We start from the raw sequence: 12,467 nt of genomic DNA on the forward strand, positions 1-12,467 counted from the left end.
GCCCTGGGCGTCGCGGCGCTGATCTTCGGCTTCCCGATCTTCTTCGACGCGGGCCTGGTCGTCTTCCTGCCGATCATCCTGACCGTCGCGCGCCGCTTCGGCGGCTCGGTGCTCTTCTACGCCCTGCCCGCCGCAGGCGCCTTCGCAGCCATGCACGCCCTGGTGCCCCCGCACCCGGGCCCCGTCGCGGCCGGTACGGCGCTCGGCGGCGACATCGGCGTCATCCTGCTCGTCGGCCTCCCCGTCGCCGTCATCTCCTGGTACTTCGGCGTCTACCTCGTCTCCCGCGTGCTGGGCAGGCGCTACGACATCCCGGTCTCCGACATGATCTTCGGGGAGGTCGACGGTGGCGACGACCGTCCGGCCGTCACTCCCCCGTCCTTCGGCACCGTGCTGGGGCTGCTGCTCGTCCCGCTGGTGCTCATCTCGTTCAACACGATCCTCACCACGCTGGTCGCGAGCGGCACCCTCGAGGAGGGCCAGCGCTGGGTCGAGGCCCTGCAGCTGCTCGGCAACACCCCGATCGCCCTGTTGATCACACTGCTCCTCGCCATCGCGGTGCTGGGTCGCCGCAACGGATCCATCGCCCAGACGATGGACGTCCTGGACCAGGCCCTCGCCCCCATCTGCTCGATCATCCTCATCACCGGTGCCGGCGGCATGTTCGGCGGTGTCCTGCGCATCAGCGGCATCGGCGACGCGTTGACCTCGTCGCTGTCCGGCCTCGGCCTCCCGCTGCTGCTCCAGGCCTTCCTGATCGCCACCGCGCTGCGGGTGGCCCAGGGCTCGGCGACGGTCGCCCTGACCACCACGGCCGGGCTGATCGCCTCGCAGGCGGCCGGCTACGACAACCTCCACATCGCGCTGCTGGTCGTCGCCATCGCCGCGGGCGCCACGGTGCTCTCGCACGTCAACGACTCGGGGTTCTGGCTGGTGAGCCGGTTCTTCGGGATGGACGAGAAGACCACCCTCAAGACCTGGACGGTCATGGAGACCACGCTGGGTGTCAGCGCCTTCGCACTCGCCGTGATCCTGTGGCCGGTCGCGGGCCTCGTGTGAGTCCCTCCGAACGGGTCGCCGGCCCGTCAGCGGGGGTGGTCGAGGTCGGAGACGACCTCGGCGCAGATCGCCGTCATGGCGTGGCGGGCCACCTCGTGCTCGCCGCCGGCGACCGCCTCGGCGACGACCCGGTGCAGCCGCCGAGCCTCGGGCTTGGGCTCGGGCGGCATCAGGTCGTGGTCGGTGCGTCCCCGCAGGACCTCCTCCACGACATCGCCGAGCCCCGCGAACATCACGTTTCCCGACGCGCGGAGCAGCAGCCGGTGGAAGGCGACGTCCTGCTCCAGGAACGTCCGCAGGTCGCCGGCGGACCCGGAGACCTCCATCTGCTCGGCGATGCGCACGATCTCGGCACGCTGGGCCTCGTCCGCGTGCCGGGCGGCCAGGGCGGCCGAGGACGGCTCCACGGCGGCCCGCAGCTCGCCGAGCTGGTGCAGGTGCCGGACCCGGTCGTCGCCCTCCAGGCGCCAGCGGATGACGGCGGGGTCGTAGTCGTCCCACTCCTCGCGCGGCAGGATCCGGATGCCGGTGCGCCGGCGGCTCTCCACCAGGCCCATCGAGGCGAGCACCTGCACGACCTCCCGGGCGACGGTGCGCGAGACGCCGTACGTCTCCCCCAGGGAGTCCAGGGTGAGGACGGACCCCTCGGCCAGGTCGCCCCGCACGATGCGGGGGCCGACCTCGGCGAGGACGATGCTGTGGGCGGTCGACACGAGCAGAACCCTAGCCGCGAGCCGATGGTTCCTCGTGACGCGCGGCCCCGCCACGTGGTGGTCATGGGCGTCTCGGGGACCGGCAAGACGACCGTCGCCGCCGAGCTGGCGGACCGCTTCGGGTGGACCTTCGTCGAGGGCGACAGCCTGCACCCGCCGGCCAACATCGCGAAGATGTCCGCCGGTGTCCCCCTGGACGACGACGACCGTCGCCCGTGGCTGGAGGCCCTGGCGTCGCTGCAGGCCTTCCACCACGCCGACGGCATCTCCACGGTGCTCACCTGCTCGGCCTTGAAGAGGGCCTACCGCGACGTGCTGCGCAGCGGCGTGCCGGTCGGGTCCGTGCTCTTCGTCCACCTCGACGCCCCGTTCGAGGTGCTGCGCGAGCGCATGGAGGCACGGGACCACTTCATGCCCTCGTCCCTGCTCCAGTCGCAGTTCGACACCCTGGAGCCGCTGGCCGCCGACGAGCTGGGCGCGGTCGTCGACGTCTCGCTGCCGCTGGCCGACGTCGTCAGTGCCGCGGTCTCAGCCCTCCGCGACGCGTAGACACGCGGACACAGCCCCCGTCGTACGACGCCCGCACGCGGGGCACTGAGGGCGCGGGGCCACCAATGTCCGCGTGTCTACGTCCCGCCGTGCGTCCCCGGAGCGGGCTCAGAGCCGGTGCATCGCCGCGGTGGCGAGCACCAGCTCACCGGCCTCGTCGGAGGCGTCGCAGTCCACCACCGCGTCGATCACCCAGTCGTGGTCGCCGGCGGGATCGTGGATCGTCTGGCGTACGTCGCGCAGCCGGGCCGTCGTCCCCTCCTCCGCGCCGAGGGGCTCACCCGTCCGCTCGTCGCCGATGTCGAGCAGGTCGGGTCCCCGGGCGTCGCCGTCGACCACCACCGAGTCGTGGTCGGCGTAGTAGGCCTCGATCGCGGTGTCCCACACCGAGCGACCCACGACCACCTGTCGCGGCGGGTCGAGGCGGTCGGCGGCCGCCCGCTCGAGGCGCAGCAGCCCGTCGAGGTCGTCGCGGGAGACCAGGTCCACCCGGGCCCACATGGCGTTGCGGATCATCACCGTGAAGGGGCGGACCTGCTTGCTGATCGGTCGCGGCGGGGGCGGCGGCTCGTGGGCCGCGACCCGGCCGGGCACGTGCGCGGGGTCGGTGAGCGCCTCCCACTCGTCGAGCAGCGAGGAGTCGGTCTGCCGGATGGTCTCCCCCAGCCACTCGATGAGGTCCTCGAGCTCGGGGGTGCGGTGCACGTCGGGCACGGTCTGGCGCAGGGTGCGGTAGGCGTCGGTGAGGTAGCGCAGCACCAGTCCCTCGGAGCGCGCCAGCTCATAGCGGCTGACGAAGTCGGTGAACCCCATCCCCTGCTCCCACAGCTCGCGCACCACCGCCTTGGGCCCCAGCGCGTCCTCGGGCAGCCACGGGTGGCGCTGTCGGTAGGTCTCGTAGAGCGCTCCGAGGAGCTCGGCGAGCGGCTGCGGCCAGGTGATCTGGTCGAGCAGCGCCATCCGCTCGTCGTACTCGAGGCCGTCGGCCTTCATCTCCCCCACGGCCTCGCCCCGGGCGGTGAACTGCTGGGCCATCAGGATCTGTCGCGGCGCCTCGAGCACCGACTCGACGACCGAGACGATGTCGAGGGTGTAGGTGTCGGACTCCGGGTCGAGAACGTCGAGGGCCGCCAGCGCGAAGTGCGCGAGCGGCTGGTTGAGCGCGAAGTCCGCCGGGAGGTCGACGGTCAGCACGTAGCGGCGTCCGTGCTCGTCGATCTCGTCGAGCCGCGTCAGCACCTCGGTGCGCAGCAGCGAGCGCGCGAGCCGCAGCGCCCGCCGCGACAGCCGCAGCTGCTGGCGGCGGTCCTCGTGGTTGTCGGTGAGGAGGCGCCTCATCACCGCGACGGCGTCCTCGTCGCGGGTCGCGACGTTGATGAGCATCGCGTTGTCGACGCGCATCCGCGACACGAGCTGCTCGGGGACGCCGGCGACCAGCTTGTCGTAGGTCTGCTCGGTCCACACCACGGTGCCCTCGGGCGGCTTCTTCAGCTGGGCCTTGGACTTGCGCTTGGCGTTGGCGCCCGGGGCGGCGTTCTTGGCCTCGGCCTTCTTCTTGGCGCGCTCGTTGTCGATGACGTGCTCGGGCGCCTGTACGACGACGTACCCGGCCGTGTCGTAGCCGGCCCGTCCCGCGCGTCCCGCGATCTGCTGGAACTCCCGGGTGCGCAGCACCCGCTGCCGGTTGCCGTCGAACTTCGCGAGGCCGGTGAAGAGCACGGTGCGGATCGGCACGTTGATGCCGACGCCGAGGGTGTCGGTGCCGCAGATGACGGTCAGCAGGCCGGACTGGGCGAGCTGCTCGACCAGCCGGCGGTACTTGGGCAGCATCCCCGCGTGGTGCACGCCGATGCCGTTGCGCACCAGCTTGGACAGGGTCTTGCCGAAGCCGGCGCCGAACCGGAAGGCGCCGATGCGCTCGGCGATCGCCTCCTTGTCGACCTTGATCTTGGTCCCCTTGAGCAGCGACGTCGCGTGCTCGACCGCCGCGGCCTGGGTGAAGTGGACGACGTACACCGGGGCCTGCCCGGTCTCCACGAGCTCGGCGAGCGTCTCGTCGAGGTGCTCCATGGACCACGAGAAGTGCAGCGGGACGGGGCGCTCGGCGTCCGCGACGACCGCGACCTCGCGACCCGTACGACGCGTGAGGTCCTCGACGAAGAACGAGACGTCGCCCAGGGTGGCCGACATCAGCAGGAACTGGGCGTCCAGGAGCTCGAGCAGCGGCACCTGCCACGCCCATCCCCGGTCGGGCTCGGCGTAGAAGTGGAACTCGTCCATCACGACCAGGCCGACGTCGGCCGAGCGACCCTCGCGCAGGGCGATGTTGGCGAGGATCTCGGCGGTGCAGCAGATGATGGGGGCGTCGGCGTTGACCGCCGCGTCGCCGGTGAGCATGCCGACGTTGTCGGCCCCGAACACCTCGCACAGGGCGAAGAACTTCTCGCTGACCAGCGCCTTGATCGGCGCGGTGTAGAAGCTGACCTTGTCCTGGGCGAGGGCGGCGACGTGCGCGCCCAGCGCGACCATCGACTTCCCGGACCCGGTCGGCGTGGCCAGGATGACGTGGTTGCCACCGAGCAGCTCGATGACCGCCTCGTCCTGGTGGGGGTAGAGGTCCAGCCCCTGCTCCTCGACCCAGCCGGTGAACGCGTCGTACACGCCGTCGGGGTCGGTGGTCGACCCGAGGCGCTCGTCGAGGCGGGTCACTCTCGGGCCCGGGGGTGTGCGGTCGCAAAGACCTCGCGCAGGTTGTCCACGGTGACCAGTGTGTACACCTGCGTGGTGGTCACCGACGCGTGCCCCAGCAGCTCCTGCACGACGCGCACGTCGGCACCCCCGTCGAGGAGGTGGGTGGCGAAGGAGTGCCGCAGCGTGTGCGGCGAGACGTCGCGGGTGACCCCGGCGGTGTCGGCGGCCTTGACCAGCACCGCCCACGCGCTCTGGCGCGACAACCTCCCGCCCCGCGAGTTGAGGAAGAGGGCCCCGCCCGGGGTCCGCGGCGAGACCAGGTCGGGCCGCGCCCTGGTGAGGTAGGCGTCGACCGCCTCCAGCGCGTAGCCGCCGATCGGCACGAGCCGCTCCTTGGAGCCCTTGCCCCGCAGCAGCACGGTGGCGTCGACGGTGTCGAGGTCGTCGACGTCGAGCCCGACTGCCTCGGAGATCCGCGCGCCGGTCCCGTAGAGCACCTCCAGCAGCGCCCGGTCGCGCAGCGCGAGCGGGGTGCCGGCCGCGCCGGAGGCCTCGAGGATCGCCTCGACGTCGGAGAGCGGCAGCGCCTTGGGCAGCCGCTTGGCCGGCGTCGGTGGCTTGACCGCGCTCGCCGGGTCCACGGTGGCGAGGCCGTCGCTCACCGCGAACTTGTGGAAGCCACGCACCGCGACCACCGTGCGCGCTGCCGACGTCGCGCTGAGCGGGGCGTGGTCGGCGTCGCCCTCGCGCAGCCGGACGAGGAAGCCCGACACGGTGGACTCGGTGATCTCGTCGAGGCCGCCGATCCCCTGCTCGTCGAGGTGTGCGGCGTACCTGCGAAGGTCGCGCCGGTACGACGAGAGGGTGTTGGCGGCCAGCCCGCGCTCCACCGACAGGTGGTCGAGGTAGGTCCGGATGGCCCGGGTCAGGCCCCCCGGACCGTCGGGGCCGGGTGCGTTCAGGGCAGCACCGACTCCGGGGTGACGGCGTCGATGCCCACGCCCTGGCCGACCGGCACGTTGGTCAGCGTGCCGGCGTGGGTGTTGAGGCCCTTGAGCAGGCTCGCGTCGTCGCGGCAGGCCTGCGCCCAGCCCTTGTCGGCCAGCGCCACGGCGTAGGGCATTGTCGCGTTGGTCAGGGCGTAGGTCGAGGTGTTCGGCACGGCACCGGGCATGTTGGCCACGCAGTAGAAGACCGAGCCGTGGACGGTGTACGTCGGGTCGGCGTGGGTGGTCGCGTGGGTGTCCTCGAAGCAGCCGCCCTGGTCGACGGCGATGTCGACGAGCACCGAGCCGGGCTTCATCTGCGAGACCAGCTCGTTGCTGACCAGCTTGGGCGCCGCGGCACCCGGGATGAGGACCGCACCGATGACCATGTCGGCCTCCATGACCTGCTGGCGGATCGCCAGCGCCGACGACGCGAGTCCGTGGACCCGGTTGTTGTAGCGCCAGAACGACATCCGCAGCTTGTCGAGGTCGGTGTCGAGCAGGGTCACGTCCGCGCCCATGCCGAGGGCGATGTTCGCGGCGTTCTGACCCGAGACGCCCGCCCCGATGATGACGACCTTGGCGTTGGCGACACCGCCGACGCCGCCCATCAGCACGCCGCGACCGCCCTGGGCGCGCAGCAGCGAGTGGGCACCCACCTGGGGGGCCAGGCAGCCGGCGACCTCGGACATCGGGTAGAGCAGCGGCAGCCCGCCCGAGGGGAGCTGGACCGTCTCGTAGGCGATGGCCGTCGTCCCGCGCGAGAGCAGCTCCTCGGTCAGGGGCTTGTCCGCGGCGAGGTGGAGGTAGGTGAAGAGGGTGAGGTCGTCACGGAGGCGGTGGTACTCCTCGGCGATCGGCTCCTTGACCTTGAGCACCATGTCGGCGGTGCCCCACACGTCGTCCGCGGCGGCGAGCATCGTGGCTCCCGCCGCGACGTACTCCTCGTCGGGGATGTTCGACCCGAGGCCGGCACCTGCCTCGACGAACACCTCGTGGCCGTGGTCGACCAGCTCGTGGGCTCCCACCGGGGTGAGTGCCACCCGGTACTCGTGGTTCTTGACTTCCTTCGGTACGCCGACCTTCACGATCTCTCCTCGACCAGAACGTTCCACACGGTGATGCCGGTCACAACCCGTGACAGCAGGCCGACGATATCGTCCGCCGCGGTCACGGCGCGTCCAGCCCCCCGCGCCGCTCGAGCACGTCGTAGGCCAGCACGGCCTGCACGAGGGGACCCTGGCGGACGCGGCCGTCCAGCACGGCGTCGAGGAGCTCGGCCATCGGCACCCAGAAGACCTCCATCTCGGCCTCCTCCGCGTGCATCTCGAAGTCGCCCCTGGACGCCTTCGACAGGCCGCGCGCCAGGAAGATCTCGTGCACCTCCTCGGTGATGCCCGCGCTCGCGTACGTCGACAGCAGCAGCTGCCAGGACGTGGCGGCCAGCTCGGCCTCCTCGCGCAGCTCGCGCCTGGCGGTGTCGACGGCGGGCTCGTCGCCGGCGTCCCGGAGCCCGGCCGGCAGCTCGACGAAGTCCTGGCGGTTGGTGTGGCGGTACTGCCGCAGGCACAGCACCCGTTCCTCGTCGTCCACCGCCAGCACCACCACGGCACCGGGGTGCTCCAGGGAGATGCGGCGGAACCGGTCGTCGGGGTGACCGGGGCGGGCCACGACGTCCTCACGCAGGGCGACGACCCAGTCGTCGCGGTGCAGGTCACGGGAGTCGTGGACGGGCCAGACCGCGGGTCGGTCGGCGAGGGCCGCGTCGGGGGGCACAGACTCACGACGGTCCTCGGAGATCATGGGGACGACGCTATACGGTCGGCGCATGACCCTCCTGAGCCTGACCCGTGACGAGGCAGCGAGCCGATCCTCGATGCTCTCCGTCGAGCGGTACGACATCGACGTCGACATGTCCGACCTGCTGGAGGGCGAGCGCTTCGCCTCGACCAGCACGGTGACCTTCACCTGCTCCTCCCCCGGTTCCGCGACGTTCGTCGACATCGCGGCCGACGTCCTGTCCGCCACCCTCAACGGCGTCGACCTCGACGTGTCCACCGCCGCCGACGGCCGTCTCCCGCTGCCCGACCTGGCCGCGCACAACGTGCTCGTCGTCGCGGCCGAGACGACCAACACGGCCTCGGGTGAGGGCATCCTGCGCACGGTCGACCCGACCGACAAGCTCGTCTACGTCTGGACGAGCCTGGAGACCGACGAGGCCCGCCGGCTGTGGGCCTGCTTCGACCAGCCCGACCTCAAGGCCCCGCACCGCTTCACCGTCCTGGCGCCTGCCGCCTGGACCGTCACCTCCAACTCCGCGCCCGACACCGTGGAGGGCGCCGACACCGACGACGTGCGGGTCTGGCATTTCGCCGACACGCCGCCGCTGTCGACGTACGTCGTGGTGGTCAACGCCGGCCCCTTCCACGAGGTCCGCCAGCAGCACGACGGCTACGACCTCGGCTTCTACTGCCGCCAGTCGCTGCGCCCCCACCTCGAGCGCGACCTCGAGGAGCTGGTGACCCTGACCCGCCAGGGCCTGGCGTTCTTCGGGGAGAAGTTCGGCGTCCCGTTCCCGCAGGAGCGCTACGACCAGGTCTTCGTGCCCAACCTCGGCGGGGCCATGGAGAACTGGGGGTGCGTCACCTACGGCGACGCCCAGCTGTTCCGCACGCCCCCGACCCACCAGCAGCGCCAGGTGCGCGCCGAGTTCGTCTTCCACGAGATGGCGCACATGTGGTTCGGCGACCTGGTGACGATGCGCTGGTGGGACGACCTGTGGCTCAACGAGGCCTTCGCGTCCTGGGCGGCCAACTGGGGCCTCGCCAACGCCAGCGAGTTCACCGAGATCTGGTCGAGCTTCCTCGCGCTCTTCAAGCGCACCGCTTACGAGATGGACATGGGCCCGGCCGCCCACCCGATCCGCGGCGAGGTCGCGGACGTGTCGGAGGCGATGGCCAACTTCGACGCCATCACCTACGTCAAGGGCCAGGGCGTGCTCCACCAGCTCGCGGCCTTCATCGGCGAGGACGCCTTCGTCGCCGGCCTGCAGTCCTACTTCGCGCGGCACTCGTGGGGCAACACCGTGCTCTCCGACCTGATGACCGCCTTCGGCGAGGCCGCCGGGCGCGACCTCGGCGACTGGACCCGCGCCTGGCTGGACCGGGCCGGCACCGACGTCCTCAGCCTCGAGGACGGAGTCCTGGTCGCCACCTCCCCCGACGCCGAGCCGCCGCGTCCCCACCGCGTCGACATCGCGTCGTACGCCGTCGTCGACGGAGCCCTGGAGGCCACCGGCACCACGCCGGTCGTCCTCACCACCCCCGAGGTCGCGGTCGACCTCCCGGACGGCGCCCTGCGGCTGGTCAACGCCGGGGACCTCACCTTCGCGGCCGTCCGGCCGGACGAGGAGTCGCGCCGGCTCATGTTCGAGCACGTCGCCGACCTGCCCGACCCGCTGTCGCGGGCCCTGGTGGTCGGCACCGCCTCCCAGCTCCTGCTCCTCGGCGAGCTGGCGCCCCGGGTCGCGGCCGGCGCCATGACCCGCGGCCTGGCGTCCGAGTCCAGCCCCGCACTGGTCGAGGCGTTCCTCGCCATGGGCATGCAGTTCGCCGACCGGTGGGCGCCTCAGGACGAGGCCCCGGCCCTCCTGGCGGCCTTCGCCGACGCGGCGATGGCGCTCGCGGACTCCGACCTGCACCGCCAGCCCGCGCTGCGCTCACTGGCCGGCTCGGCGTCCACCGAGGCCCACTGGCGAGTCCTCGAGGAGGCGGCAGCGGCGTCCGCCGACAACGACCTCGCGTGGCGCATCGCCGTGCGCCGGGCCGAGCTCGGCGACTACGACGCCGACGCCGTGCAGCGCCTGCTGGACTCCGACCCCGACCCCGACGCGCACACCCGCCGGCTCAACGTGCTGGCCGCCCGGCCGGACCTGGAGTCCAAGCAGGAGGTCTGGGACGCGTTCTTCGTCCACTACACCGTCCCCGCGAGTCGCGAGACCCTGGTCCTGGGCGCCACCTTCTGGCGACCCGGCCAGAGCGAGCTGCTGGCCCCGTTCGCGATGCGCTACCTCGACGAGCTGCGCTCGCTCAAGGGCGGGCTGCTCAACCAGGGGCTGGTCATCCGGGCGATGTACCCGCTGGGCGTGGGCAACGAGGAGTTCCTGGCGGCCGCGCGGGTCGCGTCCGAGGACGAGTCGCTGAGCGCCTACGCGCGCAACCAGCTCAGGTCCAACACCTTCGTTCAGGCGCGGATCCTGCAGGCTCGCCAGCTGTGAGGCCGACGCCCGCGGCGCGGCCCTGACGGGCGGTGCCCGCCCCGACTAGGGGGCGGGCACCTCCTCGTCGGCGTCGATGCGCCGCAGCTCCTCGTCGATGGGGAACCGCAGCTCGCGCTGCCGCTCGATCGCCGCGCCCACGAGACCGGCGAAGAGCGGGTGCGGGCGGGTCGGACGCGAGCGCAGCTCGGGGTGCGCCTGGGTGGCCACGTAGTAGGGGTGCACGTCGGCCGGCAGCTCCACGAACTCGACCAGCCCGTTGTCGGGGTTCCGGCCCGAGAAGACCAGCCCGGCCCCCTCGAGCTGCCCGCGGTAGGCGTCGTTGAACTCGTAGCGGTGCCGGTGCCGCTCCTCGACGCGGTCGGCACCGTAGGTCGCGTGCACCACGCTGCCGACCGTCAGGTCGGCGGGCTGGAGGCCGAGGCGCATCGTGCCGCCCAGGTCGCCGGCGCCCTCGACGTACTGCTTCTGCTCCTCGATCGTCGAGATGACCGGGGCCGCGGTGTCGGGGTCGAACTCGGTGGAGGCCGCACCCTCGATGCCTGCGACGTTGCGGGCGTACTCGATGACCATGCACTGCAGGCCCAGGCACAGGCCCAAGGTCGGGATGCCGTTGGTGCGGGCGTAGGTGAGGGCGCCGAGCTTGCCCTCGAGACCCCGGATGCCGAAGCCGCCGGGGACACAGACCGCGTCCACGTCGTGCAGGTGCTTGTGCGCGCCCTCGTGGGTCTGGCACTCGTCGGAGGCGATCCAGCGGATGTTCACCTTGGCCTCGTGGGCGAAGCCGCCCGCGCGAAGTGCCTCGCCGACGGAGAGGTAGGCGTCGGGCAGGTCGATGTACTTGCCGACCAGGGCGACGGTCACCTCCTCCTGCGGGTGGTGCACCCGGCGCAGCAGGTCGTCCCACACGGTCCAGTCGACGTCGCGGAACGGCAGGTCCAGGCGACGTACGACATAGGCGTCGAGGCCCTCGCGGTGCAGCACCTTCGGGATGTCGTAGATCGACGGCGCGTCGGCGCAGGTGACGACCGCCTCGTCGTCGACGTCGCACATGAGCGCGATCTTGCGCTTGATGCCCTCCGGCAGGTCGCGGTCGGCGCGGCACACGATGGCGTCGGGCTGGATGCCGATGGAGCGGAGGGCCGCGACCGAGTGCTGGGTCGGCTTGGTCTTGAGCTCTCCCGACGGGCCGATGTAGGGCACCAGCGAGACGTGGATGAAGAAGCAGTTCTCCCGACCGATCTCGTGCCGGGTCTGGCGCGCGGCCTCGAGGAACGGCAGCGACTCGATGTCGCCGACGGTGCCGCCGACCTCGGTGATGACGACGTCGATCTCCTCGCCGCCCATCGCGAGGATCCGGTCCTTGATCTCGTTGGTGATGTGCGGGATCACCTGGACCGTGTCGCCGAGGTAGTCACCGCGGCGCTCCTTGCCGATGACCGAGGAGTAGACCTGCCCGGTCGTCACGTTGGCGATCTGGTTGAGGTTCGTGTCCAGGAACCGCTCGTAGTGGCCGATGTCGAGGTCCGTCTCGGCCCCGTCGTCGGTCACGAAGACCTCACCGTGCTGGAACGGGTTCATCGTCCCCGGGTCGACGTTCAGGTAGGGGTCGAGCTTCTGCATCGTGACGCGCAGGCCGCGCGACTTGAGCAGTGCTCCGAGGCTCGAGGCGGTGAGCCCCTTGCCGAGCGAGGAGGCGACGCCTCCGGTCACGAATACGTGCTTGGTCGGCGTCCGGTTCTTCACGGGGTTCTAGCCTACCCGAGCGGGACCGGGCCGTCGGCACCGGACACGCCGAAGGACCCTCCCGGCGTGGTCAGCGCCCGGGCGAGCGCCAGCACCGAGGTCACCCGACCGGCGGACGTGTCGACGCCGTCGACGGTCGCGACCTGCGCCGACACGGGCTCGGCGCGCAGGCGGCCGAGCTGGCCGTCGCCACCGTCGGCGGTGTCCCCGACGACCACGACGCCCGCCGCGGCCCGGTCGAGCCCGGCCACGATGCCCGACAGGATCGCGGCACCGCCCTCGGCGGCCGGCGCGTCGCCCACGACCACCAGCACGAGCGGCGCCCGCCGATCGACCGCACCCGGTGCGGTCACCAGGTCGGCACCGGTGAGGCTCTCGAGGCTCGCCCGGCCCTTGCCGTTGGCGGGCTCGCCCTCGGCCGTGGTGGTGGCGACCGCGAGGCCCATG

10 protein-coding genes are annotated in these 12,467 nt (G+C 71.8%); 3 read left to right on the forward strand and 7 right to left on the reverse strand.

The window, feature by feature from the left end; genetic code table 11:
• On the forward strand, positions 1-1,059 hold a 1,059-nt coding region (locus AC1DQF_RS19070; protein ID WP_477526806.1), incomplete at its 5' end, for a GntP family permease.
• A gap of 26 nt (positions 1,060-1,085) precedes the next feature.
• Here the strand turns inward: AC1DQF_RS19070 and AC1DQF_RS19075 are convergent.
• Positions 1,086-1,772, reverse strand: a complete 687-nt coding sequence (locus AC1DQF_RS19075) for a FadR/GntR family transcriptional regulator (protein ID WP_477526807.1) — start codon at positions 1,770-1,772, stop codon at positions 1,086-1,088.
• A gap of 24 nt (positions 1,773-1,796) precedes the next feature.
• Here AC1DQF_RS19075 and AC1DQF_RS19080 point away from each other — a divergent pair, with 24 nt between their 5' ends.
• Positions 1,797-2,321 carry a gluconokinase gene (locus tag AC1DQF_RS19080; RefSeq protein ID WP_477526808.1) on the forward strand — a complete coding sequence of 175 codons (525 nt, stop codon included), beginning with the start codon at positions 1,797-1,799 and terminating at the stop codon, positions 2,319-2,321.
• Positions 2,322-2,429: 108 nt separating this feature from the next.
• Here AC1DQF_RS19080 and AC1DQF_RS19085 read toward each other — a convergent pair whose 3' ends face one another.
• The 4 genes from AC1DQF_RS19085 to AC1DQF_RS19100 all read right to left on the reverse strand — a co-directional run bounded on the left by AC1DQF_RS19085 (position 2,430) and on the right by AC1DQF_RS19100 (position 7,801).
• Positions 2,430-5,030, reverse strand: a complete 2,601-nt coding sequence (locus AC1DQF_RS19085) for a DEAD/DEAH box helicase (protein ID WP_477526809.1) — start codon at positions 5,028-5,030, stop codon at positions 2,430-2,432.
• On the reverse strand, positions 5,027-5,929 hold the full coding sequence (gene xerD / locus AC1DQF_RS19090) for a site-specific tyrosine recombinase XerD (protein WP_477526815.1): 903 nt from the start codon (positions 5,927-5,929) through the stop codon (positions 5,027-5,029). The genes AC1DQF_RS19085 and xerD overlap by 4 nt, the downstream gene beginning before the upstream one ends.
• Positions 5,930-5,970: 41 nt before the next feature.
• Entirely contained in the window at positions 5,971-7,086 is a 1,116-nt protein-coding gene (gene ald, locus AC1DQF_RS19095) for an alanine dehydrogenase (RefSeq protein WP_477526810.1), read from the reverse strand.
• A gap of 82 nt (positions 7,087-7,168) precedes the next feature.
• Positions 7,169-7,801, reverse strand: a complete 633-nt coding sequence (locus tag AC1DQF_RS19100) for an NUDIX domain-containing protein (protein WP_477526811.1) — start codon at positions 7,799-7,801, stop codon at positions 7,169-7,171.
• A 25-nt stretch (positions 7,802-7,826) separates the two neighbouring features.
• On the opposite strand from AC1DQF_RS19100, the gene pepN reads away from it, so the two are divergent.
• Positions 7,827-10,274 carry an aminopeptidase N gene (gene pepN / locus AC1DQF_RS19105; RefSeq protein WP_477526812.1) on the forward strand — a complete coding sequence of 816 codons (2,448 nt, stop codon included), beginning with the start codon at positions 7,827-7,829 and terminating at the stop codon, positions 10,272-10,274.
• A gap of 45 nt (positions 10,275-10,319) precedes the next feature.
• Here pepN and AC1DQF_RS19110 read toward each other — a convergent pair whose 3' ends face one another.
• Complete coding sequence (locus AC1DQF_RS19110; protein WP_477526813.1) at positions 10,320-12,020, reverse strand: CTP synthase; 1,701 nt, start codon at positions 12,018-12,020, stop codon at positions 10,320-10,322.
• 11 nt (positions 12,021-12,031) lie between these two features.
• Positions 12,032-12,467, reverse strand: a 436-nt coding sequence (locus tag AC1DQF_RS19115; RefSeq protein ID WP_477526814.1) for a copper transporter, incomplete at its 5' end; no start/stop codon positions are given.

The sequence above is a fragment of the Nocardioides sp. P4_G4 genome (genome assembly GCF_056401085.1).